Here is a 24,989-nt window from a genome sequence, read left to right on the forward strand (position 1 = left end):
AAGGCGGATTTTCATCACAGAGGCAACCGAAGTCAGTAAAGCACTCACAAAAAAGCGGCGACCCAGGGGCCGCCGCTTTTCAGGTACTGCAGGTGGGCGCTGCGCTTAGCGCGTACCCGCCCGGCGCAAGGCCGCCGGTGTGTAGTCCCGGGATTGACGCTCAACACCAAAGGAGTACGGGTTGTTCTCCTCGTTGGTCAGGCCCAGGGCCAGGTAGCGACCCGAGAGCAGATCGTACAGGGTTTCAAGCGCGTACCAGGGCACATCCTGATCGTAGAACTGCATGCCGTGGGCTTCTGCCACGCGCCAGAGTTCGCCGCGGCCATCGTAGTGATCGATGATTGCCGCCTGCCAGGAGTCCTCGTCGATGTAGAAATCACGCTGGGCATACACATGGCGCTCGCCATCTTTCAGGGTTGCGCGTACGTGCCACACCCGGTGCAGTTCATAACGGGTAAGATCCTGATTGATGTGGCCCGCCTTGACGATCTTGTCATAGCTCAGGCTGCGATCCACCAGCTTGTAGGAGTTGTACGGGATGTACATCTCTTTCTTGCCCAGCAGCTCCCAGTTGTAACGGTCCGGTGCGCCGTTGAACATATCGAAGTTATCTGAGGTACGCATACCGTCGGCTGCGGTACCCGGGCCGTCGTAGGCCACCTGGGGCGCACGGCGAACACGGCGCTGACCGGCGTTGTAAATCCACGCCCGACGCGGCTCTTTCACCTGGTCGATGGTTTCATGAACCAGCAGTACGTTACCGGCCAGGCGAGCAGGCGCAGTGATGGCCTGCTTGAAGTAGAAGAGCACGTTGTCGTCTTCACCCGGCTTGTAATCCGACAGGTAGGTTCTCCAGGTAAGTTCATCCTGGAATTTGACCACCGAGTAGGCTCCGTTTGCCGTCGGCGTTACCTGGCCCACGTTACGCTGCACCGAACCACCCCGGTAGCGGGTAATGTGGTTCCAGATTGCCTCCAGGCCATTCTGCGGAATGGGGAACGGCGTGGCGCTCTCGTAGTTGCCCAGGCCGTTGCCGTTCTGGATCAAGTCTACCTTGGTGGCGTTTGCGACGGTTTCGTCCATCACTGCCTTCGGGTAAACCGCCGTGCGGTGAGTGGGATAAACCGGGATTTTGTAATCCGGGTACTGCTTGATCATGGCCACCTGCCCCGGGGACAGTTTGTCGGCATACTGATCAACGTTGCTCTGGTCGATAACGAATTCAGCCTGCTCGTTGGGGAACGGGTTTACATAGATGCCGTCGCCCTTGTAACCGGCTGGCGGCGTGGTCATGCCGCCTGTCCAGGCGGGAATAGCGCCGCCGTTACCTGCTTTTTCCGCACCCATCGGGGTGAGGGAGTCACCCAGCTTGGCCGCTTCGTCTGCAGACACCGCGCCCAGAGCCTGGCCGGTGAAAAGACTTGCAGCCAATACGCCAGTGGCCAGTAGTTTCTTGTTCAATTTCATTTAAAGTACCTCGTTAAACGAATTCGATCCGGCTCAGAATGAGTAAGAGACGCTTGCACTCACGAAATCACGGTCGGTCAACTCGTTGTAGGGCTTGCCACCGAAGAAGTTGGTGTAACCGATGTTGCCGGTGATCTTGTTCTGGTAAACCGCCTGTACCGACAGGCCAACCGCTTTGCTACCCTCGTTGAAGGCGCCGCCCGGTTGCGGGGAGTAGCCCTTCACATCGTGGCTCCAGGCCAGCTGCGGAGACAGGTTTACACCTGCAAAGACGTTCGGGTAATCCCATACCAGACGGGCACGATAACCCCAGGAGAAGTCGGTTGTGTATCCGTCGTTGGTGCAATTGCTGGTGTTGATGTTCTCCGGCGCGTTGCCACCCACAGACTCTGCACACAGATCGCCATTCACGGTCGGAATGGTGCCAATACCAAAGGTACCGGAGCGGCCATAGCGGGCTTCTGACAAGCTGGGCAGGCCGTGAATGTAGGTTGCACCAAATTCACTGATCAGTGACAGGCGGCTGGCACCCATAACCTGATCGAAGAACTTGACCAGGGTGAACTGGGCCTGGGACACCTTGAAGCGGTCGTAGCCTTCGAAGCCCTTACCGCCGATATTGGCTCCATTGCCCTGCTCTTCACGGCGCTGCTGTTCCAGCAGGCTGAGAATTTCACCGTTGGGACCACGCTTCTGCAGGCCGACGAAAATCAGCTCAAACGCGTTCCACTGAAGGGGTACGTTATCCCGGAAGCTGTACTCGGCACCCAGTGACCAGCCACCCGGTGTGGTGGTGTTGATGCTGATGCCGTACAGATTGATGTTCTCCGGGTATTCCATAACGTAGGTCGGGAACCGGCTGGACGGCAGGCTGGGATCGTAATCCTGGTTAACACTGCCCGCCGGGTTGTTGGCGAAGCCGCTAACGTATGGCAGGCGGCTGTTGTACTTGATGTAGTAAAAGCCCAGTTCCGAGTCGTTCAATTGCGGCACGTACCAACGCATGGCCACACCGAACTGATCCTTGGAGTCGGCTTCCACATCGCCGCCACGGGGGGCGATAAAGCCCTGCTGCTCGGCCTGCAGGTCCGAGAGCTGCCCCGCCAGCAATACCGGGCCACAACCGTCTGCAGCGAAGTCGTTGGTGGAGAAGAAGGTGCCGCAGTCGTCCGGGCGTACCGGCTCCCAGTCGGCCTGAACGAAGGCTTCTACCGAAACGTTTTCGGTAATACCGGCAGACACATAGAACATTTCAACGGGTAGCAGCGCATCTTTCAGCTCGGAGCCGGGAGCGCGGAAGGCGGGTACGTCAACCGGGTTGATGGTGTTGATACCGCCCTGGATGAAGGTGCTCTCGCCCCAGGACACCACCTGTTTGCCATATCGGGCACTGACCGGCACATTGCCGAAATACCAGTCGGTGAAGATATAGGCATCCAGCAGTTCTCCGCCCGAGGCGTTGCCCTTGGCGAAGGAGTTCAGCTCACGGCGATTGCCCACCGGGTCGATGGCGCGGTTTTCATCCTTGAGTTCGAAATCGTACCAGTAGCGACCACGGAGCAGGCCGCCCACCCGGGTGAGGTACTGGCTGTCGACGGCGTAATCAAGGAACAGCTCGGTGTTGCCTTTGACAATCTTCGAGTAGGTGTCGCCTTTTTCGAAGTTCAGGTTACCGTCGTCGTAGTTGTTGGTTGACGCGCCGTTCTGGGTGAACGCGTAACTCGGCCCCAGGTTACCCTGCGCAATCAGCCGCTGATCCGGATCTTCAACACGCCAGCCCACACCTGCAGACAAGGTGGTGTTCACCTGTACCTCGACATCCCCCAGATAATAGGACAATGCAGAGGCCTGGCCGGATGCGCCAGCGGCAATGGCTACAGCAAGTGGTAACTTGGCCCAACGCTGCCAAGGCTGAATTTTTCTTGTCATTGGAAGGCTACTCCGTTGTTGTTCTGAGTCGCTGCTCGATTGTTCTGGTTTTGATGTCCTGACGGCTGTGCATACAGTGCCGTGATGGTTGCACTATAGCTAACGCCTGTGGCGGCTTTGATCAGTCAAAAGTATGATTTTGCTGTCACTCTCCGCCCGGCCGGGGTTCGCACTCCCACACTATAGACAAGATTCGGGAGTGCAACCAGCTTGTTGGTTTTACAGCATTTCGATGGCCATGGCGGTCGCTTCACCCCCGCCGATGCACAGGGCAGCCACGCCTTTGCTCTTGCCATTGCGTTTGAGTGCGTGCATCAGGGTTACCAGCAGGCGAGAGCCGGTAGAACCCACCGGATGGCCCTGGGCACAGGCACCGCCGTAGATGTTTACTTTTTCGGGGTCCAGCCCCAGTTCGCGGATCGGCATCATGGCAACCATGGCGAAGGCTTCGTTGATTTCATACAGGTCAACATCGTCGCCGGACCAGCCGGTTTTCTCGAACAGGGTCTTGATGGCGCCCACCGGAGCACAGGTGAATTCACTGGGGTGCTGGGAATGGGTGCTGTGGGCCACGATGCGTGCCATGGGTTTCAGGCCACGCTTTTGTGCTTCAGATTCGCGCATCAGCACCAGGGCTGAAGATCCATCGGAAATCGAAGACGCATTGGCGGCGGTAACCGTGCCGTCTTTGGCGAAGGCCGGGCGCAGGCTCGGGATCTTTTCGATGTTGGCGTTGTGTGGCTGCTCGTCGTCTTCAACCAGTACTTCACCTTTGCGGGTCTTTACCGAAACCGGGATGATTTCTTCTTTCAACACGCCGTCTTCAATGGCCTTTTTGGCGCGATTGAGGGAGGAGATGGCGTAGTTGTCCATGTCTTCACGGGTGTAGCCTTTCTGGTCGGCCATTTCCTGTGCGAACGAGCCCATCAGGCGGCCGGTTTCGGCATCTTCAAGGCCGTCCAGGAACATATGATCCTGCGGCGCCTGCCCGGGGCCCATGCGGTATCCCTGGCGCGCGCCCAGCAGGATATGAGGCGCGTTCGACATGCTTTCCATGCCACCGGCAACCATGATGTCGTTGGTGCCGGCCTTGATCAGGTCGTGGGCGAACATGGCGGCTTTCATGCCGGAGCCGCAGAGTTTGTTGATAGTGGTAGCACCGGTGCTGTCGGGCAGCCCTGCCTTGCGCATGGCCTGGCGTGCAGGCCCCTGCTTCAGACCGGCGGGCAGCACGTTGCCCATGATGACTTCCTGGATATCCGCAGGCTGAAGGCCTGCGCGCTTGACCGCTTCGGCAATAGCGATCGCGCCCAGCTCCGGCGCGGATACTGGCGCCAGACTGCCCATAAAGCCGCCCATAGGGGTGCGTACGCCGCTGACGATAACTACGTTGTCCTGACTCATGCTGTGATCTCTCGTTGGTGCTTTTTTTGGGGTCTGACACTCGCTGTCAGACCCCACATTCAAACCCCACATTGATTTGGTCAAGGCTTGTGGGGTGCTTCCAGGTATTCTCTGGATTGCATTTCCAGCAAGCGGGATTCTGTGCGTTCGAATTCGAAGCTCAGGCGGCCGCCGGCGTAGAGTTTGGTGATGGGGGCGGCGGCGGAGATGATGACTTTTACGTTGCGGTCGTAAAATTCGTCGATCATGTTGATAAACCGGCGGGCCTGGTCGTCTTTGTCGTTGCCCAGCACCGGCACGTTGCTGATGATGATGGCGTGGAACTGGCGGGCGATTTCGATGTAGTCGTTCTGGCTTCGCGGGCCATCACAGACATCCGGAAAATCAAACCAGACCACGTCGTCTGCGTGGGCCTGGGCCGGGATTTTTCGGCCGTTGATTTCCATGCTCTTGCTGTGCTTTGCCGCCTCAACCGCCAGCGCGTCAAAGCTGGTGCGCAGGCTGATGTCGGCCTGCTCGTCTAGCGGGCAGTGGTAAAGCTCGGCCTGCTCCAGGGTTCGCAGGCGGTAGTCCACGCCGCCGTCCACATTCACCACATCGGTGTGTTGTTTCACCAGAGCAATGGCGGGCATAAAGCGAGCGCGTTGCAGGCCATCTTTATACAGGCCGTCCGGCACAATGTTCGACGTACACACCAGGGTAACCCCGCGACCAAACAGGCCATCCATCAGGGTGGCCAGAATCATGGCATCGCCGATATCCGAAACAAAAAACTCATCGAAGCAGATCACCCGGGTTTCGTCGGCAAACTTTTTCGCCACGATATCCAGCGGGTTTTTCTCGCCTTTCAGTGCCTTCAACTCATTGTGTACGCGCTGCATGAAGCGATGGAAATGCACCCGCATTTTCCGCTCAAATGGCAGGGCTTCGAAAAAGGTGTCCATCAGGTAGGTTTTACCCCGGCCAACGCCACCCCAGAAGTACAACCCTTTAACCGGCTCCTGCTTACCTTTTTTGAGCTTGCGGCGCAGTTTGGTCAGGCCTTTGGGGCGCTCGCTTTCCGCAGCCACCAGCTTGTCGTAAAGTGCCTGTAACCGTTTTACGGCATCTTCCTGCGCAGGATCTTTGTGAAAATCCGGCCGCTCGAGATCCTTCTGGTAACGCTCCCAGGGAGTAAGGTTAACCTCTGTTCCGGTGGCTGCTGCAACTGTCATCAGGCTTCCTGAAAAATGTAAGTCATGAAAAATTCGGCGCAATATTGTCGCTTATTTCGCTTTTTTTCGCCACGCCAGGCGCCGCCTGCGGCAATACGACGATTGGCGCAGTATTTGATCATGGGAACCACTGGTCCGGAGGGGTATACTCAGAGAAGTGGGAACGAGCTTATTTCCAGGCAACGAAAGGACGATTTTTAATGACAAACCTGATTCTGGCGGCTGTTGCCGCATTGGTGGCTGGCCTTGTCATCGGGGTGCTTGTAGGCCGTTCCGGCCAGGGCGCCACCCTGAGGCAGCGTCGCTCCGAGCAACAAATTGAAGAGCTCCGCAGCGAGTTCACTCGTTACCAGGCTCAGGTAAACGAGCACTTTATGGAGTCTGCCCACCTGCTGCGTCGTTTTAACGATGCCTATCGGGATGTAAACCAGCATATGGCACGGGGCGCCAACCGCCTGTGCAACGATGATGACTGGCCGGAAGAACTCGCCCAGGCATCGTCAAGCCGGCTGGAGCATGGCAAGGATTCTGACGCCGCCGAACCGCCCCGCGACTACGCACCCCGGAATGACCCCGAAGACAAGGGAACTCTGGCCGAAGACTACGGCCTGGACAAGGAAGAGAAACGCCCGGCGTAATGCCGCCGGGCTGTGGCATTCAAAAAAAGTCAGGCCGGATTATCGCAATCTATGAACTGGTGGCGGATACCAAACTCCGCCGCCAGTGCAGCCCCTAAAGCCTTCACACCGTAACGCTCGGTCGCATGATGCCCTGCCGCGTAGTAATGAATACCACCTTCACGGGCCGTATGGGCCGTAGGCTCTGAAATCTCGCCACTGATGTACGCATCCAGGCCGGCTTCAAGCGCCAGGTTGATGTAGCCCTGAGCACCGCCAGTACACCAGCCCACCGTGCGCACCGGATGATCACCGGCAGCCACCAGCAGAGGCTCCCGGTTCAGAGCCCTGGCAATGCTCTGGGCGAACTCGCCCGCAGGCAGAGGCTCGGCTAATTCACCCTGCCACACCAGCCCGCCCAGCGGCCGGGGATTCCGGATTCCAAGCACCTCGGCCAACTGCCGGTTGTTGCCGTAATCCGGGTGGTCATCCAGCGGCAGGTGATAGGCCGCCATATTCAGGTCATGAGCGAGCAACTGCTTGATACGCTGCCGCTTGATACCCCGGATGGCCTGCTCTTCACCCTTCCAGAAATACCCATGGTGCACCAGAATAAGATCGGCCTGCTGCTCTATGGCGGCCTCGATCAGCGCACGGGAGGCGGTCACCCCGGAGACAATAGAATCAACGCTGGCGCGGCCTTCTACCTGCAATCCGTTCGGGCAGTAATCCTGAAAATTGCCTGGCTGCAGCCATTCGTCGATGGTACGCAGTATCTCGTCCCGGGTTGCCATATCACGCCTCCAGTATCTTCCCGAGCCCTTTCAGCAGGGCTCCGTTCTGGTCTGGTGTACCGATGGTTATTCGCAAAAACTCGCTGATTCTCGGTTTTTTGAAATGCCGGACAATAATCCCCTGCTGCCGAAGGTGGGCCGCCAGGTCTTCTCCGGTGCGCCGGGGGTGGCGGGCAAACACAAAGTTTGCTTTCGAAGGCAGCACTTCAAAACCCAGGTTCTCCAGGCCTTTGCTAACCCGCTCGCGCTCACGGATGACACCGTTGCAGGAGTCCTCAAACCACTGTTTGTCTTCAAACGCAGCCACTGCCCCGGCCAGCGCCAGGCGATCCAACGGGTAGGAGTTGAAGCTGTCTTTGACCCGGTTCAGCGCCTCGATCAGCTCTTCATTACCCACGGCAAAACCCACCCGCAAGCCCGCCAGGGAACGCGCCTTGGACAGGGTCTGACACACCAACAGGTTGGGATAGCGGTGCACCAGGGTAATGGCGCTGGTGCCGCCAAAATCGACATACGCTTCGTCGACCACCACCACAGTGTCCGGATTGGCCTGAAGAATCGCCTCTACGTGCTCCAGCCCCAGATAACGCCCGGTCGGCGCATTCGGGTTCGGGAAAATGATGCCGCCATTGGGCTGCCGGTAATCCTCCGGATTGATCTCGAAGCTATCGGTCAGCGGAATCACCTTGCTCTCGATCTGGAACAGGCCGCAATAAACCGGGTAAAAGCTATAGCTGATATCCGGGAACAAAATGGGCCGTTCGTGCTTCAGAAGGCCCTGGAAAATGTGCGCCAGCACTTCATCTGACCCATTGCCCACAAACACCTGAGACGGCTTGATGCCAATCTCGTCGTGAAAGCTGGCAATCGCTTCTTTCAACGCCTGGCCTTCCGGGTCCGGGTACAGCCGCAGGTTGTCATTCAGTTCACGCTCAATGGCCTCGATCACCTGAGGGGAAGGCCCGAACGGATTTTCATTGGTGTTCAGCTTGATCAGATTAGCCATTTTCGGCTGCTCGCCCGGCACATAAGGCTGCAATTCACTAACCAGAGGGCTCCAGAACTTACTCATTGATACGATACTCCGCAGAACGTGCGTGGGCCGTCAGCCCTTCTCCCCGAGCCAGCACCGACGCCACACGGCCCATCCGGTCTGCCCCGGAAGCGCTGAAACCGATCAGCGACGAGCGCTTCTGGAAATCATAAACCCCCAGCGGCGAGCTGAAACGCGCGGTACCACTGGTGGGCAACACATGGTTGGGGCCCGCGCAGTAATCTCCCAGCGCCTCGGCGGTGTAACGCCCCATGAAAATGGCACCGGCATGGCGAATATCCCCCAGCATAGCCTCCGGATCTTCAACCGAAAGTTCCAGGTGCTCCGGGGCGATCCGGTTGCTCACCTGCGCGGCTTCTTTCAGATCCGCCACCTGAATCAACGCTCCGCGACCGGCCAGAGACGCCCGGATAATTTCCTCCCGCTCCATAGTGGGCAACAGCTTGGCAATACTGGCTTCCACCGCATCCAGAAACGCACCATCCGGGCTTACCAGAATACTCTGGGCCTGCTCGTCGTGCTCCGCCTGGGAAAACAGATCCATGGCAATCCAGTCGGGATTTGTGTTGCCATCACAAATCACCAGAATCTCCGACGGCCCGGCGATCATATCGATACCCACCACGCCGAACACCTCGCGCTTGGCCGTGGCAACGTAAATATTCCCGGGGCCGACTATCTTGTCCACCGCAGGCACCGTTTCCGTACCATAGGCCAAGGCCGCCACCGCCTGGGCACCGCCAATGGTGAACACCCGGTCCACCCCGGCAATCGCCGCAGCCGCCAGCACCATGTCGTTCACCACACCATCCGGCGTGGGCACCACCATAACCACCTCGGCCACCCCGGCCACCTTGGCCGGAATCGCATTCATCAACACCGACGACGGATACGCCGCCTTACCACCGGGCACATACAACCCGGCCCGATCCAGCGGTGTCACCTTCTGCCCCAGCACTGTGCCGTCTTCGTCTTCATAACGCCAGGACGCCTGATTCTGACGCTCGTGATAATCCCGCACCCTGGCCGCCGCCTGCTCCAGCGCCACCCGCTGATCCTCCGGAATCCGCGCCAGCGCTTCCTGCAAACGCACTTCACTTAACTCCAGCTCCGCCATGGACGCCACAGAGAGCCTGTCAAACTTGCCGGTGAACTCCAGAACCGCCGCATCGCCCCGGGTTTTCACCTCATGCAGGATATGCCGCACCGACTCATTCACCTGATGATCCACACTGTCATCCCACGCCAGCAAACTGGCCAGCGCGCTGTCAAAATCGCTCTGGGAAGTACTCAATCGGGTGATGCTATCGGTCATCGTTCTAACCCTGCTTTTAGTGGAAAACACGTATCTGCTGAATTACCCGCCAGCAGCAACGGGATAAAACTCATTGCGGAAGGCTACCCAAAAGGTTAGCGAAAGCCGTTGGGGTGGCCTTTCCAAAAATTTCGAAGGCCATGGATGGCCTGAGAGAAGCGCACATGGATGTGCTCGTAGCGGTTTTTGGAAAGGCCACCCCAACGGCTGACAGTCTCCAAGGCAACCGCTCAAGGTAAAGCGGCCCTATTCCGCCTAACGCCCCCGCTCAACAGCCAGCGCCATCTTCTCAATGATCGGATTAATCTGCCCATGCTTCATCTTCATAGACGCCCGATTCACCACCAACCGGCTGCTGATATGATCAATCAACTCCCGGGGCTCCAGACCATTGGCCTTCAGCGTATTCCCCGTATCTACAATGTCGACAATCTCATCCGCCAGATCCAGAATCGGCGCCAGCTCCATCGCCCCGTAAAGCTTGATGATATCCGCCTGCCGCCCCTGGGCCGCATAATAGCGCCGGGCCAGATTCACAAACTTGGTCGCCACCCGAATCCGGCCGGCAGGCGGCTGCTCCCCTGCCTTACCCGCGGTCATCAACCGGCAACGGGAAATGTTCAGGTCCAACGGCTCGTACAACCCTTCGCCGCCATGCTCCATCAGCACATCCTTGCCGGTCACCCCGAGATCTGCGCCACCGTACTGCACATAGGTTGGCACATCCGTCGCACGGATAACCAGAATCCGCACCGAAGGATCGGTGGTCGGAAATACCAGCTTGCGGGACTTCTTCACGTCATCGATCAGCTCGATGCCGGCTTCTGCCAGCAATGGCAGGGTTTCTTCAAGGATTCTTCCCTTCGACAAGGCGATGGTGATGGAATCTGTCATGTATCCTTCCGGCTTCCGTAATGGGTATCAGGCTGGCAAACGGCGAATGCTCGCGCCCAGCAACTGCAGTTTCTCTTCAATGCACTCGTAACCGCGGTCAATGTGGTAAATACGATCCACAATGGTGTCGCCCTCGGCCATCAGCCCGGCAATCACCAGGCTGGCGGAGGCCCGCAAATCCGTGGCCATTACCGGCGCCCCGGTCAGGTACTCAACCCCTTTAATGATCGCCGCATTACCTTCAAGCGTGATATCCGCGCCCATGCGAATCAATTCCTGAAGATGCATAAAGCGGTTTTCGAACACGGTTTCGATGATGGTACCTGAGCCCTCCGCCACCGCATTCATAGCCGCAAACTGGGCCTGCATGTCGGTTGGGAACGCCGGGTAAGGTGCCGTCCGCAGGCTCACCGCCTTCGGTCGCTTGCCCTTCATATCCAGCTCAATCCAGTCCGGCCCGGTGGTGATATGGGCTCCGGCCTCTTCCAGCTTCAGCAGCACCGCTTCCATGATATCGGCACGGGTGTCCTTCAGTTTCACCCGGCCGGAAGTGGCCGCAGCCGCCACCAGGTAGGTGCCGGTCTCGATCCGGTCCGGCAAGACATCGTAATGGCAGCCGTGCAAACGCTCGACTCCGTTGATCTCGATGGTCGAGGTACCGTGGCCGGTAATATCCGCCCCCATGGCAATCAGGCACTCGGCAAGATCAACCACCTCCGGCTCGCGGGCAGCATTCTCGAGAATGGTTTTACCCTCGGCCAGGGCCGCCGCCATCAGCAGATTTTCGGTTCCGGTTACGGTCACCGTATCGAGGAAAATATGAGCCCCTTTCAAACGGCCATTGGTTTTGGCCTTGATGTAACCGTTTTCGACCTTGATATCGGCACCCATCTGCTCCAGCCCCTGGATGTGCAGATTTACAGGGCGTGAGCCAATGGCGCAACCACCGGGCAAGGAAACCTCGGCCTCACCAAAGTGTGCCACCAGCGGCCCCAGCACCAGAATAGAGGCACGCATGGTTTTCACCAGCTCATAGGGCGCATGAAAATGTTTGATGGTGTTGGCGTGGATTTCAACACTCATCTTTTCATCAATCATCAGCTCCACCCCCATACGACCGAGCAGCTCGATCATGGTGGTGATGTCGTTCAGGTGTGGCAGGTTGCCAACCGTGACCGGCTCGTCGGCCAGCAGCGTGGCGGCCAGAATGGGCAGGGCCGCATTTTTGGCACCGGAAATACGGATTTCGCCATCGAGAGGCTTGCGGCCCCTGATCAGAAGTTTATCCAAAATGAATTGTCCTGTTCTGTTCCGCTCAGGCTCAGGCCTGACGCTCGGCCCACTCGCTCGGGGTGTAGGCTTTCGGGTGAAGGGCGTGAATGGTGCCATCCATAATGTGCTGGAACAGTACCTTGTTGATCATCTGTTGACGCTTTATGGTCGGCAGACCTTCGAAAACGTCACCCACTGCAACCACCAGATAATGGTTGCCATCAACCTGTACCTGAACCTCGCAATCGGGCAGGGCTTCTTTGACAAGTTCGGTAACCTGGGCGGCGTCCATAGGGATTCCTCGATTAAGTTAAAAATCAGGGGCGGAATTGTAACCAATTCCCGGGCGCCGGTCAGCTTTGAGGCGAAAATCCGGGCAGCTGGTTTTGCAGGCTGCTCAACGCAGCCAGGGAGACAAGCCGGTCGCTGGCGCCGGTAAAGCTGAGCTGCCCCTGCAGGGACAAGGCCAGACGATGCCAGCACAGAAGCAGTGAAAGCACGACCGTGTGGGCAGTTGAAAGGCCTGAAAGGTCTATGATCAGGGGTTGCTGGCCTGCCTGCTGGATAAACTGCTCGCCCTGCTTGCGCAGCTCCAGCACGGAGGTGGCATCCACCTCGCCCAGCAATCGCAACACGCCTTCGTGCCGTTCAATCCGGCCCTCTGCGGTCATGAGTTGTCCACCTGCTCATCCAGATTCAGAGACTCGACAGCATCACTCCAGTTGTCAATAACGGCCTGCACCTGGCCACGGTTGGCTTCCATTTCCTGTGCGAAGCGGTCACGGAAAGAAATGCCGATGTTCACCCCTTCCACGATGACGTTCTCCATCATCCAGCGCTGCTCGCTGTTTTTGTACATGGAGTAGATAATCTGATAGCGGTTGCCGGAAGCGCTCACCAGCTCCATGTCTACAGAAGCCCGGTCGTCGTTGTTGGCCAGAATGGTGGCACCCTTTACGTTGATCCGGAAATCCTCAGACGACACCAGCGCCTGGGCGTAACTGTCGAACAGGCTGCGCTTGAACTTTTCGACAAACACATCCCGCTGCTGCGGGGTGGTCTGGCGCGCATACCGGCCCATTACGCGGGCGGCAATCCGGCGGAAGTCGACAAACTCCTGCAGGGTATTGTCCATGCTGGTGTAGAAGGCTTCCGGGTCTTTTTCGTAAAGACCCTTTTCTTCGTTCAGCTTCTGCACCAGCTTTTGGGTGTTCTCGTCTACATAGCGCACCAGTTCTTCTTCCGGCCCGGCAACCGCCTGACCTGCCAGGAAAAACAGCCCGGCAACCAGAACAACAAAACCTTGTGTGAGGTGATTCATAAACCCTCCTGTAAGCGTTGAGGCACTATTTGCCAGACGCAAAGTTACTGATCAGCCTTTCAATATTCATGGCAGACTGTGTGGCGTAAAAGGTATCGCCCGCTGCCAGCGAATCCATATCTCCGCCAATGGATATGTCTATGTACTGTTCGCCCAGCAAACCGGATGTCCGGATAACAGCGGCACTGTCGGCCGGGATGTTGTCGATATCGCCGTTGATGGACATGGTTACCCGGGCCTGAAAGGTGTCCTTGTTCAGGCTGATCGACTCGATAGAACCGATCTTGACGCCCGCCATAGACACTTTGCCCCGGGGGGCGAGCCCGCCGGTATCGTTGAAATCGGCATACAGTGTGTAGGTCTGTTCCGCCGATTTTGGCGACAACCCACTTACCTGCAGCGCCAGGAACAAGAGCGCCCCAAGCCCCGCGAGCATGAACAGGCCAACAATCACTTCTAGACTTCTCTGTGCCATGAAAGGCTCCCTGAAACTGTTAAAAATCACCAAACATGACGGCGGTCAGCACAAAGTCCAGGCCAAGTACCGCCAGCGATGAATAAACAACGGTTTTGGTAGTGGCAGAACTGATGCCCGCAGAGGTGGGTACGCAGTCGTAACCCTGGTAGACCGCAATCCAGGCACATACAAAGCCGAACACCACGCTTTTAATGAGGCCATTGAGCACGTCGTCCACAAACTCTACCGACGACTGCATATTGCCCCAGAAAGACCCCTCGAACACACCCAGCCATTCGACACCGATCAGCATACCGCCCCAGATGCCAACCACCGAGAAAATCATCGCCAGCATCGGCATGGCAAGAAACCCAGCCCATAAACGGGGCGCAATCACCCGGCGCAGAGGGTCGACACCCATCATCTCCATGCTGGAGAGCTGCTCCGTGGCTTTCATCAGGCCGATTTCTGCAGTCAGCGCAGAACCTGCCCGCCCGGCAAACAGCAGCGCGGTGACCACCGGCCCCAGCTCCCGCACCAGGGTGAGAGCGATCATCTGGCCGACAGCCGATTCGGAGCCGTAGTCACTGAGTATGGTATACCCCTGAAGCCCGAGCACCATACCAATAAACAATCCCGACACCACCACAATCGCCAGCGACAGTACGCCCACAGCATAGAGCTGTTTGACCAGTAACGGAAACCCGGTCGCAGGCCTGGGCACCCCGGCCAGCACGCCAAAAAGAAACTGCCCGGCACGCCCGAGCGATGCAACCAGGTTCAGGCCCCGGCGGCCGAACAGTGCAATGCGATCAATCATACGCCGCCTCCGGCCACGCCAAAATCACCTGCCACCGCGCCAGCCGGGTAGTGAAACGGCACCGGGCCGTCGGGCTTGCCGCCCAGGAACTGCTGAACCTGTTCCGAGGGGTGGGCCCGAAGCTCTTCCGGTGTGCCCTGGCCGATCACTTTGCCATCGGCAAGAATGCAGGCATGGTGGCAAATGCTGAGGGATTCAGGCACATCGTGAGAGACCAGCACGCTGGTCAGGCCCATGGAGCTGTTCAGATCACGGATCAGCTTTACCAGAACGCCCATGGCGATGGGATCCTGCCCGGCAAAGGGTTCGTCGTACATGATCAGCTCTGGGTCCAGGGCAATGCTTCGGGCCAGCGCCACCCGGCGGGTCATGCCGCCGGACAGCTCCGAAGGCATCAGCTCCCGCGCGCCGCGCAGGCCAACGGCTTCAAGCTTCATCAGCACGATATCGCGGATCATGTCTTCCGGTAGTTTCGTATGTACCCGCAATGGAAATGCCACGTTTTCGTACACGCTCAGATCGGTGAACAGGGCCCCGCTCTGGAACAGCATGCCCATGGTTTCGCGAAGCCGATACAGTGCTTTGCGACGCAGAGCGGGCACGTTCTGGCCTGCCACCACTATCTCGCCGGACTCCGGGCGCAGCTGGCCACCGATCAATCGCAACAAAGTGGTTTTACCGGTGCCACTGGGCCCCATGATGGCGGTTATCTTGCCCCTGGGCACATCCAGAGTGACACCATCAAAAATCCGCCGTCCCGAGCGGGAAAAAACCACGTTCCGAAGCGATATATAAGCAGATGTCTCCATAATCCATCCTTTTCGCGAAGCGTGTACCTTATTCGAAGCGCTTCCCAAGCTCAATTACAGCAAGGTAAATTGTATTGCTGATACGAAGCCTGTTCACGGTATACGAACCGTGACATCGTTGGTGATTATCCAGAGATACGGTACGCCGGGCAGGCCAGACGGTTGAGAAATGATATACTGCGGCCTTCATTCTGAATGAGCGGACTCCGAGCACTGATGACAGACTCACACGCACCTGCCAGCCAGGATTATGCCACTTCGGCACTCCGGGCCATCCGTATCGAACGGGAGGCCATCGAAGCCCTTGAGGGCCGGATAAACGGCGATTTCAGCAGAGCCTGCGAGATTATCATGGCCTGCAAAGGCCGCGTGATTGTTACCGGAATGGGTAAATCCGGGCATATTGGCAGCAAAATTGCCGCCACACTGGCCAGCACCGGCACACCGGCGTTCTTCGTCCACCCCGGTGAAGCCAGCCATGGCGACCTGGGCATGATCACGCCCCAGGATGTCGTTATCGCAATATCCAACAGTGGCAGCACCAGCGAGGTCATTACCATTCTGCCGCTGATCAAACGCATGGGCATTCCCCTTATCAGCATGACCGGAAAAAACGACTCGGTGCTGGCCCGGGAGGCCGCCGTCAACCTGGATGTCAGCGTTGCCATTGAGGCCTGCCCTCTGGGGCTGGCACCCACCTCCAGCACCACGGTAACGCTGGTGATGGGCGATGCCCTTGCTGTTGCCCTGCTTGAAGCCCGGGGCTTCAGTACCGAAGATTTCGCCTTTTCCCACCCGGGAGGCAATCTGGGGCGGCGCCTGTTGCTGCGGGTGTCCGACATCATGCATACCGGCGACCAGATTCCCCGGGTGGCTGAGGACACCCCCCTCAGCGGGGCCCTGCTTGAAATCAGCCAGAAGGGCCTGGGCATGACCACGGTCGTCAATGACAAAGGCATTATGACCGGCGTGTTCACAGACGGCGACCTGCGGCGGACACTCGACAAGTCCGTCGATGTACACACCACGCGGATTTGCGATGTGATGACCCGCAACGGCAAAACCATACAGGCCGATAATCTGGCGGCCGAAGCCCTTAATATCATGGAAGAAATGAAGATCAACGCACTGCCGGTCACCGACGCCGCCGGTGGTCTTGTGGGCGCCATTAACATGCACGATCTTCTGCGCGCGGGGGTTCTCTGATGCCAGCTTCGCGCACCCACCCACTCATCGCGCTCTGGCCTGAGCCCCTGCTGGAAAAAGCCCGCCAAGTGCAGCTGATTGCCCTGGACGTAGACGGTATCATGAGCGACGGCAGCGTGTATTTCAGTGCTTCGGGCGATGAACTCAAGGCGTTCAATATTCTGGATGGCCTGGGCCTGAAGCAGCTGATGCAGGCGGGGATTACCGTGGCCGTCATTACCGGCCGCCAGTCTCCGCTCACTGAAAAGCGTATGTCGGATCTTGGCATCCCGCACCTGATGCAGGGCCGCGAAGACAAGAAAACCGCGCTGCTCGAACTGACCGAGACCATGAACCTGCCCCCCGAACAGATCGCCTACATGGGCGACGACCTGCCCGACCTGCCTGCCCTGCAATACGCGGGCCTGGGCATCAGTGTGCCCAATGGCTACTGGCTGGTGCAGCAACACGCCGACTATTGCACTCAGGCCCGCGGTGGCCGGGGCGCGGTGCGCGAAGCCTGCGATTTGATCCTGACCGCCCGGGGCGGCCTGGGCCAGGCACTGGCGCCCTACCTGGACAACCCTGCATGATCCGCGATCTGCTGACCGGCCACAATGGCAAGCCCCGGTTGCGGATGCTGGCTTTGGCGGGCACGCTGGCAGCCACCGTATTCCTGATGTGGCAAAGCGATGCGCCGGTAAGCCTGCGGGACGATGGCAGCGATCTGCGGGGCTCCGCAGAACCCGATGGTTTTGTAATCAACGGCCAGTATCGTTCCTGGAATGAGCAGGGCAAACTGGCCATTCAACTGAACAGCCCGAGAATCGAGCAGTTTGACCACTCCGGCGTGGCCCGGATTGTACAACCCAGAGCCCGGCTTAGCGGCCAGAAAAACGCGGATCCGTGGCTCATCGAAGCCGACGAAGGTAGCCTGCAGCAAGCCACCGAACGGCTCGAACTGACCGGCAACGTTCAGCTGATTCACCAGCTTGGCGATCAGCAGGCCCGGCTGGAAACCGAAGCTCTGACCCTGGATAACCAGGCGGGCACCATTGCCACCGACCAACCGGTGGTGATCACCGAACCCCATGGCGTTACCCGGTCTACCGGTATGAAGGCCTGGATTGATGAACGCATACTGGAGCTCCATTCGCGGGTAGAAGGACACTATGAAACGGCCAGATAATCCCCTTTTCTTGCGCGCAGCGCTGCTGGCTGCCAGCTTGCTGGCAGGCCCCGCAGCCGCCTTCGACCTGAATTCCGATACCCCCATCAGGGTGAGCGCAGACTCTGCCCGGCTGGATGATACCGCCGGAACAGCCGTTTACAGCGGTGCGGTGGAACTGGTTCAGGGCGACACCCGGCTGGAAGCCGAGCGGGTGGTTCTGCAGCGGAACGCCCGAGGGATCAGCCGGATTGAGGCCTCTGGCATGCCCGCACACTTTGTTCAGCCCAACCAGACCGGCCCCGGCTCAACAGATGCCCGCGCACTCACCATTACCTGGTCCGGTGAGGATAATCAGGTTATCTTTGAACGCCAGGCTGTGATCGAGCAGGACGGCAACGTATTCCGGGGCGACATCATCCGCTATGACACAGAGCAGCGGGTGGTTACCGCTGAAGGTGGTAACGCCACAGACAACGGCTCCGGCCGTGTGGAAATGGTGATCCAGCCGCGTACCCCCACTCAACCCAGCAACGGGAATGCTTCGGATGGCAGTACTGAGAGCCAGTAACCTGGCAAAGAGTTACAAGCAAAAGAAAGTCGTTCTCGATGTGTCGCTGGAAATCCGCTCCGGAGAGATCGTCGGCCTGCTCGGCCCCAATGGCGCCGGTAAAACCACCTGTTTTTACATGATCGTCGGGCTGGTAACCGCTGACCGGGGCCGCATCACCATCGACAGCCAGGACATTACCGCCCTGCCGATGCACGGGCGGGCCCGCAAGGGCATTGGCTACCTGCCACAGGAAGCCTCGGTGTTTCGCAAACTGACCGTGCGTGACAACATCATGGCGATTCTGGAAACCCGAAAAGGCATGAAACGGGCCGACCGGGAAGCCAAACTGGAAGAACTGCTGGAAGAGTTCCATATCACCCATATCCGTGACAGTGTGGGCATGGCACTATCCGGAGGCGAGAGGCGACGTGTTGAGATTGCCCGGGCACTGGCCATGGAGCCGGCCTTCATCCTGCTGGACGAGCCCTTTGCCGGCGTGGATCCGATTTCGGTGAGTGACATCAAACACATCATCCGGCACCTGCGGGACAAGGGCATCGGCGTGCTGATCACCGATCACAATGTGCGGGAAACGCTGGATATCTGCGAGAACGCCTACATCGTCTCCGGCGGCCATATCATTGCCTCGGGTAATTCCGATGCGATTCTGGCAAATCAGCAGGTTAAGGAAGTTTATCTGGGCAACGAATTCCGCCTGTAGCAGAGCCCGGTAACGGTGTTTCACCGAGGTCTGATTGTTTTGCTGATCTGTAGCAAGTAAACTCGGCAGAAAAATTGCTTATACTGGTTTCAGGCAACGGCAAGTAACCAGCACTAAACACTTTTTTCGGCCTTTCACCAGGCCGGGCAGCCATCAGGACACCCGTGAGTTATGGATTTTGAGCCATGGTTATGAAAGCTTCATTACAGCTTAAGCTGGGCCAGAGCCTTACCATGACGCCGCAGCTGCAGCAGGCCATCCGGTTGCTGCAGCTCTCTACTCTGGATCTGCAGCAGGAAATCCAGCAGGCACTCGAATCCAACCCTATGCTGGAGACGGCAGAAAACGACGACCAGCAGGACGACGAAGAGCGCAATGAGTCGCCCGGAAACGAGACTCCGGATACCGACAACAGCCAGGAAGACAGCCCCCCGGAGACAACCGACTGGGACGAAGCTGAAAACGGCCCCGACTGGTCTACCGAAAACGATATCCCCGACAATATCCCCGATGACCTCCCGGTAGACACCGCCTGGGATGACATCTACCAGTCTGCCCCGGCCCCGGCCAGCAAAGGCGACGACGAAAACGATTCCGACTTCGAGACCCGCAATTCCCCGGCAGAAACCCTGCAGGATCACCTGGAATGGCAACTTAACCTGACCCCGATGAGTGACCGGGATCAGGCCATCGCCCATGCTCTGCTGGACGCCGTTGATGAACGGGGCTATCTGACATCCTCCGTGGAAGATATTCTTTCCGGGCTGAGGGACGATTCGGATGAAGATCCGCTGGAGCAGGATGAAGTCGAGGCCGTGCTGCGCAGGTTGCAGCATTTCGACCCGCCCGGTGTGTTTGCCCGGGATCTTCAGGAATGCCTGCTGATTCAGCTGAACCAGCTGCCGGATGACACGCCCTGGCTGCGCCAGGCAAGGCTGGTGGTCAGCCAGTTTTTGCACCTGCTGGGCAACCGGGACTACGCCCAGTTGCTGCGCCGTAGCCGCCTGAAAGAAGACCAGCTGAAGCAGGTTCTGGCACTGATTACCAGCCTGAACCCTCAGCCGGGCGATCTGATCGACCGGGCCGAACCAGACTACGTGATTCCAGACGTGATTGTGCGCAAACACGAGGGCCGCTGGCGGGTAGAGCTGAACCCGGAAATCGCCCCCCGCATCCGGGTGAATGCCAGCTATGCCTCGCTGATTCGCCGGGCCGACAGCAGCGCAGACAACACGTACATGCGCGACCAGCTGCAGGAAGCCAAATGGTTTATCAAGAGCCTGCAAAGCCGGAACGAAACCCTGCTGAAAGTGTCAACCCGTATTGTGGAGCACCAGCAGGGCTTTCTCGATCACGGCGAAGAAGCCATGAAGCCGCTGATCCTGTCGGACATCGCTCAGGCCGTCGAGATGCACGAATCCACCATCTCCCGGGTGACCACGCAAAAGTACATGCACACCCCACGGGGTATTTTTGAGCTGAAATACTTTTTCTCCAGCCACGTCAGCACCGCTGAGGGCGGTGAATGTTATTCCACAGCCATCCGCGCCATGATCAAAAAGCTGATTGCGGAAGAAACTCCGAAAAAGCCATTGAGCGACAGCAAGATTGCGGCCATGCTAGGAGAACAGGGAATCAATGTGGCACGGCGTACCGTTGCCAAATACCGGGAGGCCATGAACATTCCTCCCTCGAACGAACGCAAACGACTGGTTTAACTTTTCGGTGCATGAAGCGCCGACATACACGCTGGCAGCCTAGCCAGCCGGATGACAACAGGAGACGCCTATGCAACTCAATATTTCAGGCCATCACGTAGAACTGACTCCCGCACTGAAGGATTACGTTAATACCAAGTTTGAAAAGCTGGAGCGTCATTTTGACCACATCACCAATTGCCAGGTGATCCTGCAGGTCGAAAAATTGCGCCAGATGGCAGAAGCCACTCTGCACGTGAGTGGCGGTGAAATTCATGCTAAGGCTGAAAACGAGGATATGTACGCCGCCATCGACGGCCTGGTGGACAAGCTGGACCGCCAGATCCTCAAGTACAAGGAAAAGAACGTCGACCGGATGCACGGCAGCGCCAGCCGCTAGGCTAGCGGAAACCGATCCCGGTGTTTCTGGAAACGAGCTGCGGCGGAGTCATCCGTCCGCAGCCTTTTTTTTACGGACCGATAACCAATCCATGAGCGAATCATCCCTGACCATCGACAAGATTCTTGCTCCGGAGCTGACACTCTGCCGGGTGCCTGCCTCCAGCAAGAAGCGCGTACTGGAGTTCATCGCGGAACGGATTCACTATCAGGATGAAACCCTGAATGATACCGATATCTTCAACAACCTGGTCGCCCGTGAACGGCTTGGTAGCACCGGTATCGGGGAAGGCATTGCCATTCCACACTGCAGGCTGGAAGGCCTGGACCGGGTCATTGGCGTAATGATGACACTGGAGCAGCCGGTGGATTTCGACGCCATCGACAATCAGCCGGTGGATCTGGTGTTTGCCCTGATCGTGCCAAAAGAAGCCACCAGCGAACACCTTGAACTGCTGAGCCAGCTGGCCGAGCGATTCAACGACAGCGCTTTCTGCGAGCGCCTTCGCCAGTGCGAAGACCCTTCCGGACTGTTCCGGAAAATGGCCGACACACACCATTGAGGCAGAGTGTAGGAGATCCAGCACTATGAAACTCATCATCGTCAGTGGACGGTCCGGCTCCGGCAAGAGTACCGCCCTGCACGTGCTTGAGGACCTCGGGTTCTACTGTATTGATAACCTCCCCATTGGCCTGCTGTTCCCGCTGAGCCAGGAGGCCACCAGCCAGATTGCAACCCACCGCCTGAAAAAGATGGCCGTCAGTATCGATGCCCGCAACTTGTCCGGCGAGCTGGCAAACTTCGAGGATATTTACCAGCAGCTGAAGCAGACCGGCGCAGACATTGAAATCATTTTTCTGGATGCCGATGAACAGTCGTTGTTGCAGCGCTTTCATGCCACCCGGCGCAAACACCCGCTCAGTGATGACAAGACCTCCCTGCGGGAGGCCATCAGTAGCGAAAAACACCTGCTGGAACCGCTTTCCCGTCTGGCCGACCTGTATGTGAACACCACCGGCCTATCGATCTATGAACTCCGTGACATGGTCAAACAGCGAGTGGCAGGCCGGAAGGATCAGGAACTGGCCCTGCTGGTGCAGTCCTTCGGGTTCAAGCATGGTGTTCCGGTTGATTCGGATTACGTGTTTGATGTTCGCTGCCTGCCCAATCCTTACTGGGACACCAGTCTGCGCAAGCATACCGGGCTGGATCAGCCAGTCATTGATTTTCTGGAAAAGGAGCCCTCGAGCCGCCAGATGGTTGACGACCTGATCGGTTTTCTCGGCACCTGGTTGCCCTCGTTCGCCGACAGCAACCGGAGCTACATGACCATTTCGATCGGCTGCACCGGCGGCCAGCACCGCTCGGTGTATGTATGTGAACGACTGGGTGAGCATTTCCGCAGCCATTACCGGAATGTGCAGGTGCGCCACACAGAGCTGCCCCACCTTCAGGCCCGTGGCGAGGTGTAATCTGGATGATTTCTCAACCCGTCACCATCATCAACAAACTCGGCCTGCATGCCCGGGCGACCGCCAAGCTGGTAGCTACGGCTGCGGACTTTGACAGCAAAGTACGGATTCGTGGCAAAGGGCGGGAGGTCGATGCCAAGAACATCATGCAGGTAATGATGCTGGCCGCCAGCCAGGGCACGGAAGTGGAACTGCTGGCAGAAGGCCCGGACGAAGCCGCCGCCATCGAAGCCCTTACAGGCCTGATCAACGATTACTTTGGTGAAGGCGAATAGCAAATCTTCGCCATTCACCTACAATCTCCCCTCTCCTGTACCTGCTAACTCCGCTATAATACGAGAGTTTTCTGATTGCAGGTGGTTCAATGACCGATATTCTGGAAAAAAGCCAGGCCCGCCAGCGACTTCGCTCACTCAGCGAGGCGCTGGACAGTGGCGCGCTCAAGCAGGTTTCCCGCATCCTCAACGGCGGCCTGAGCCCCAGTGATATTGCCCACCTGCTGGAGTCCTCGCCACCCCGGCAACGTACCCTGCTGTGGAACCTGGTCGACAAGAAATACGAGGGGGATGTCCTCCAGTATCTGGGCGATGATATCCGGGCCTACTTCCTGAGCCAGCTGAATGCCCAGGAGCTGGCCCATATTCTTGAGGACTTCGAGTCGGACGATCTGGCCGACTTGCTGCAGCAGCTGCCGGATACCGTGATCCAGGAAGTCCTGAACACCATGGACGACCAGGATCGGCAGCGGGTAGAAGAAGTACTGTCTTACCCGGAAGATACCGCCGGCGGCCTGATGAACACCGACACCATTACGGTGCGGCCGGACATCAGTATTGACGTGGTTCTGCGTTATTTGCGGCGCCACCGGAACCTGCCCACCATGACCGATTCCCTGATTGTGGTTAACCGGCGGGACGAATTTATCGGTACCCTACCCATTACCCGACTGCTGGTGTCCAATCCGACTGCTACGGTGCGGGAGGTGATGGATACCGAAATAGAGCCTATTCCCGTGGGCTTGCCTGATACCAAAGTGGCCACGCTGTTCGAACGCTACGACCTGATCTCTGCACCGGTGGTGGACGAACAGGGCAAACTGCTGGGCCGGATTACCATCGATGACGTGGTCGACGTTATCCGCGATGACGCCGACCACTCCCTGATGAGCATGGCTGGCCTGGACGAAGACGAAGACACCTTTGCCCCGGTCTGGAAGACCACCCGTCGCCGGGCAGTCTGGCTGGGCATCAATGTAGTAACCGCGTTTACCTCCGCCTCGGTAATCGGCATGTTCGAGGAGACCATCCAGCAGGTCGTCGCCCTGGCAGTGCTGATGCCCATTGTCGCCAGCATGGGCGGGATTGCTGGCAGCCAGACCCTCACCCTGATGATTCGGGGTATTGCCGTCGGCCAGGTCAGTGGCGATAACATTAAATGGCTGCTGAACCGGGAATTCCTGGCCACCGCGATGAACGGTGTACTGTTTGCGCTGGTGGTGTCCGGAGCGGCGGTTGCCTGGTTCGGGGATCTGACGATAGGCCTGGTGATTGCGCTGGCTCTGGTGATCAACCTTACCCTGGCATCGGTGGTGGGCACCCTGCTGCCGCTGGTACTGAAAAAACTGAATATAGACCCGGCGCTGGCCGGGGGTGTCATCCTGCTGACCACAACCGACGTGGTCGGTTTTCTGTCATTTCTCGGGTTGGCCACCTACTTTTACGCATAAGGAGGCCCTATGAGCCCGCATGAAGAGCACAACGAATTTGATGAAGACTTTGGCCCCAGCAAATCCCAGCTCAAGCGGGAGATGCACGCGCTGCAGGATCTGGGCAAACGGATGCTGGAGCTTAACGACGAGCAGCTGGCGTCTCTGAACATCAGCGACTCGCTGGAAGCCGCGATACTGGAATCCCGCCGGATCAACCAGCGGGAGGCCCGACGCAGGCACTTGCAATACATTGGCAAGATCATTCGCCAGGAAGACGACCCGGAAGCGCTGGGACGGGCCATTGATGCCTTCTATGCCGGCAGCGAAGAACACACCCGTCGCCACCATCTGGCAGAACGCTGGCGCGACCGGATGATCTCTGAAGGCGACAAGGTGGTGGGTGAGTTTGTTGATTACTGCGCCTCTGCAGACGTACAGCACCTGCGTAATCTGGTCCGCAACGCTCGCAAGGAAGTGGAAAAAGGCAAAAACACCGGCCAGGCCCGGAAACTGTTCCGGGCCCTGCGGGAATGGATCGACGACGCCGAACAGTAATCAGAGCCGCCGGTGCTGCCACACCGGCATGCTCTGGCGCACCTGGCCCGGATAAGCGGGTGCCAGTGGGCGTCGCCTGTTTGCCAGGTAAACGCGCTGGGCAGACACACCCATTCCGCACCTTGCTCCCGCAACGCCCGGAACAGTTCGGGAAAACGCAAAC

Annotated in this window: 28 protein-coding genes and 1 pseudogene; 13 read left to right on the forward strand and 16 right to left on the reverse strand. The window is 58.2% G+C overall.

The features are described 5' to 3' along the window. Nucleotides 1–105: 105 nt before the first annotated feature. The 4 genes from C7H09_RS11400 to zapE all read right to left on the reverse strand — a co-directional run bounded on the left by C7H09_RS11400 (nucleotide 106) and on the right by zapE (nucleotide 6,014). Nucleotides 106–1,467 carry a DUF1329 domain-containing protein gene (locus C7H09_RS11400; RefSeq protein ID WP_106762679.1) on the reverse strand — a complete coding sequence of 454 codons (1,362 nt, stop codon included), beginning with the start codon at nucleotides 1,465–1,467 and terminating at the stop codon, nucleotides 106–108. A gap of 33 nt (nucleotides 1,468–1,500) precedes the next feature. Continuing rightward, complete coding sequence (locus C7H09_RS11405) at nucleotides 1,501–3,396, reverse strand: DUF1302 domain-containing protein (protein ID WP_106762681.1); 1,896 nt, start codon at nucleotides 3,394–3,396, stop codon at nucleotides 1,501–1,503. A gap of 219 nt (nucleotides 3,397–3,615) precedes the next feature. Then, on the reverse strand, nucleotides 3,616–4,800 hold the full coding sequence (locus C7H09_RS11410) for a thiolase family protein (RefSeq protein WP_106762683.1): 1,185 nt from the start codon (nucleotides 4,798–4,800) through the stop codon (nucleotides 3,616–3,618). A gap of 80 nt (nucleotides 4,801–4,880) precedes the next feature. After that, nucleotides 4,881–6,014: a cell division protein ZapE gene (gene zapE / locus C7H09_RS11415; protein ID WP_106762686.1), complete on the reverse strand. Its 1,134-nt coding sequence runs from the start codon at nucleotides 6,012–6,014 to the stop codon at nucleotides 4,881–4,883. 200 nt (nucleotides 6,015–6,214) lie between these two features. On the opposite strand from zapE, the gene C7H09_RS11420 reads away from it, so the two are divergent. Then, entirely contained in the window at nucleotides 6,215–6,652 is a 438-nt protein-coding gene (locus C7H09_RS11420; RefSeq protein WP_106762689.1) for a Z-ring associated ZapG family protein, read from the forward strand. A 29-nt stretch (nucleotides 6,653–6,681) separates the two neighbouring features. Here the strand turns inward: C7H09_RS11420 and C7H09_RS11425 are convergent, their stop codons facing one another. From C7H09_RS11425 to C7H09_RS11475, 11 genes are all read right to left on the reverse strand, one after another. Continuing rightward, nucleotides 6,682–7,425: a Nif3-like dinuclear metal center hexameric protein gene (locus C7H09_RS11425; RefSeq protein WP_106762691.1), complete on the reverse strand. Its 744-nt coding sequence runs from the start codon at nucleotides 7,423–7,425 to the stop codon at nucleotides 6,682–6,684. 1 nt (nucleotide 7,426) lies between these two features. Next, complete coding sequence (gene hisC, locus C7H09_RS11430; protein WP_106762694.1) at nucleotides 7,427–8,497, reverse strand: histidinol-phosphate transaminase; 1,071 nt, start codon at nucleotides 8,495–8,497, stop codon at nucleotides 7,427–7,429. Next, nucleotides 8,490–9,794, reverse strand: coding sequence for a histidinol dehydrogenase (gene hisD / locus C7H09_RS11435; RefSeq protein WP_106762696.1), 1,305 nt, complete (start codon nucleotides 9,792–9,794; stop codon nucleotides 8,490–8,492). Before hisD ends, hisC begins: the two co-directional genes overlap by 8 nt. A 255-nt stretch (nucleotides 9,795–10,049) precedes the next feature. Continuing rightward, nucleotides 10,050–10,688 (reverse strand): ATP phosphoribosyltransferase, encoded by a 639-nt coding sequence (gene hisG / locus C7H09_RS11440; protein ID WP_106762698.1) that lies wholly within the window; start codon nucleotides 10,686–10,688, stop codon nucleotides 10,050–10,052. A 27-nt stretch (nucleotides 10,689–10,715) separates the two neighbouring features. Beyond that, nucleotides 10,716–11,978, reverse strand: a complete 1,263-nt coding sequence (murA, locus tag C7H09_RS11445; protein WP_106762701.1) for a UDP-N-acetylglucosamine 1-carboxyvinyltransferase — start codon at nucleotides 11,976–11,978, stop codon at nucleotides 10,716–10,718. Between the two features lie 31 nt (nucleotides 11,979–12,009). After that, entirely contained in the window at nucleotides 12,010–12,252 is a 243-nt protein-coding gene (locus tag C7H09_RS11450; protein ID WP_106762703.1) for a BolA family protein, read from the reverse strand. Between the two features lie 61 nt (nucleotides 12,253–12,313). Next, the gene (locus tag C7H09_RS11455; protein ID WP_106762705.1) at nucleotides 12,314–12,631 is read right to left on the reverse strand and encodes an STAS domain-containing protein; all 318 of its coding nucleotides are present in this window, start codon (nucleotides 12,629–12,631) and stop codon (nucleotides 12,314–12,316) included. Continuing rightward, on the reverse strand, nucleotides 12,628–13,281 hold the full coding sequence (locus C7H09_RS11460) for an MlaC/ttg2D family ABC transporter substrate-binding protein (protein WP_106762708.1): 654 nt from the start codon (nucleotides 13,279–13,281) through the stop codon (nucleotides 12,628–12,630). The genes C7H09_RS11455 and C7H09_RS11460 overlap by 4 nt, the downstream gene beginning before the upstream one ends. Before the next feature lie 25 nt (nucleotides 13,282–13,306). Further along, a complete protein-coding gene (mlaD, locus tag C7H09_RS11465) occupies nucleotides 13,307–13,756 on the reverse strand; it encodes an outer membrane lipid asymmetry maintenance protein MlaD (protein ID WP_106762711.1) in 450 nt (149 codons plus the stop codon). Nucleotides 13,757–13,775: 19 nt separating this feature from the next. Further along, nucleotides 13,776–14,558 carry a lipid asymmetry maintenance ABC transporter permease subunit MlaE gene (gene mlaE / locus C7H09_RS11470; protein ID WP_106762713.1) on the reverse strand — a complete coding sequence of 261 codons (783 nt, stop codon included), beginning with the start codon at nucleotides 14,556–14,558 and terminating at the stop codon, nucleotides 13,776–13,778. Further along, complete coding sequence (locus C7H09_RS11475) at nucleotides 14,555–15,367, reverse strand: ATP-binding cassette domain-containing protein (RefSeq protein WP_106762716.1); 813 nt, start codon at nucleotides 15,365–15,367, stop codon at nucleotides 14,555–14,557. The genes mlaE and C7H09_RS11475 overlap by 4 nt, the downstream gene beginning before the upstream one ends. A 216-nt stretch (nucleotides 15,368–15,583) precedes the next feature. On the opposite strand from C7H09_RS11475, the gene C7H09_RS11480 reads away from it, so the two are divergent. The 12 genes from C7H09_RS11480 (at nucleotide 15,584) to yjgA (ending at nucleotide 24,826) form a co-directional block, all read left to right on the forward strand. After that, nucleotides 15,584–16,573, forward strand: coding sequence for a KpsF/GutQ family sugar-phosphate isomerase (locus C7H09_RS11480; RefSeq protein ID WP_106762718.1), 990 nt, complete (start codon nucleotides 15,584–15,586; stop codon nucleotides 16,571–16,573). Continuing rightward, nucleotides 16,573–17,145 carry a KdsC family phosphatase gene (locus C7H09_RS11485; protein ID WP_106762721.1) on the forward strand — a complete coding sequence of 191 codons (573 nt, stop codon included), beginning with the start codon at nucleotides 16,573–16,575 and terminating at the stop codon, nucleotides 17,143–17,145. Before C7H09_RS11480 ends, C7H09_RS11485 begins: the two co-directional genes overlap by 1 nt. Continuing rightward, nucleotides 17,142–17,741 carry an LPS export ABC transporter periplasmic protein LptC gene (lptC, locus tag C7H09_RS11490; protein ID WP_106762723.1) on the forward strand — a complete coding sequence of 200 codons (600 nt, stop codon included), beginning with the start codon at nucleotides 17,142–17,144 and terminating at the stop codon, nucleotides 17,739–17,741. The genes C7H09_RS11485 and lptC overlap by 4 nt, the downstream gene beginning before the upstream one ends. Next, nucleotides 17,725–18,291, forward strand: a complete 567-nt coding sequence (lptA, locus tag C7H09_RS11495) for a lipopolysaccharide transport periplasmic protein LptA (RefSeq protein ID WP_106762726.1) — start codon at nucleotides 17,725–17,727, stop codon at nucleotides 18,289–18,291. The genes lptC and lptA overlap by 17 nt, the downstream gene beginning before the upstream one ends. Then, nucleotides 18,269–18,994 (forward strand): LPS export ABC transporter ATP-binding protein, encoded by a 726-nt coding sequence (lptB, locus tag C7H09_RS11500; protein WP_106762729.1) that lies wholly within the window; start codon nucleotides 18,269–18,271, stop codon nucleotides 18,992–18,994. The genes lptA and lptB overlap by 23 nt, the downstream gene beginning before the upstream one ends. Before the next feature lie 185 nt (nucleotides 18,995–19,179). Beyond that, nucleotides 19,180–20,712, forward strand: coding sequence for an RNA polymerase factor sigma-54 (locus tag C7H09_RS11505; protein WP_240616570.1), 1,533 nt, complete (start codon nucleotides 19,180–19,182; stop codon nucleotides 20,710–20,712). Nucleotides 20,713–20,782: 70 nt separating this feature from the next. Further along, a complete protein-coding gene (gene hpf / locus C7H09_RS11510) occupies nucleotides 20,783–21,091 on the forward strand; it encodes a ribosome hibernation promoting factor (RefSeq protein ID WP_106762732.1) in 309 nt (102 codons plus the stop codon). Nucleotides 21,092–21,182: 91 nt separating this feature from the next. After that, nucleotides 21,183–21,653 (forward strand): PTS IIA-like nitrogen regulatory protein PtsN, encoded by a 471-nt coding sequence (ptsN, locus tag C7H09_RS11515; protein ID WP_106762735.1) that lies wholly within the window; start codon nucleotides 21,183–21,185, stop codon nucleotides 21,651–21,653. Between the two features lie 25 nt (nucleotides 21,654–21,678). Further along, nucleotides 21,679–22,563, forward strand: a complete 885-nt coding sequence (gene rapZ, locus C7H09_RS11520; protein WP_106762738.1) for an RNase adapter RapZ — start codon at nucleotides 21,679–21,681, stop codon at nucleotides 22,561–22,563. Nucleotides 22,564–22,568: 5 nt separating this feature from the next. Beyond that, the gene (locus C7H09_RS11525; protein WP_106762740.1) at nucleotides 22,569–22,838 is read left to right on the forward strand and encodes an HPr family phosphocarrier protein; all 270 of its coding nucleotides are present in this window, start codon (nucleotides 22,569–22,571) and stop codon (nucleotides 22,836–22,838) included. 89 nt (nucleotides 22,839–22,927) lie between these two features. Beyond that, nucleotides 22,928–24,289, forward strand: a complete 1,362-nt coding sequence (gene mgtE / locus C7H09_RS11530; RefSeq protein WP_106762743.1) for a magnesium transporter — start codon at nucleotides 22,928–22,930, stop codon at nucleotides 24,287–24,289. A gap of 9 nt (nucleotides 24,290–24,298) precedes the next feature. Then, a complete protein-coding gene (gene yjgA, locus C7H09_RS11535; protein WP_106762745.1) occupies nucleotides 24,299–24,826 on the forward strand; it encodes a ribosome biogenesis factor YjgA in 528 nt (175 codons plus the stop codon). A 41-nt stretch (nucleotides 24,827–24,867) separates the two neighbouring features. Here yjgA and C7H09_RS20535 read toward each other — a convergent pair. Continuing rightward, a pseudogene (locus tag C7H09_RS20535) lies at nucleotides 24,868–24,987 on the reverse strand (carbon-nitrogen hydrolase family protein); the annotation flags it as partial. Nucleotides 24,988–24,989: the final 2 nt, after the last annotated feature.

This window comes from Marinobacter fuscus (genome assembly GCF_003007675.1).
GTDB classification, from domain to species: Bacteria; Pseudomonadota; Gammaproteobacteria; order Pseudomonadales; family Oleiphilaceae; genus Marinobacter; species Marinobacter fuscus.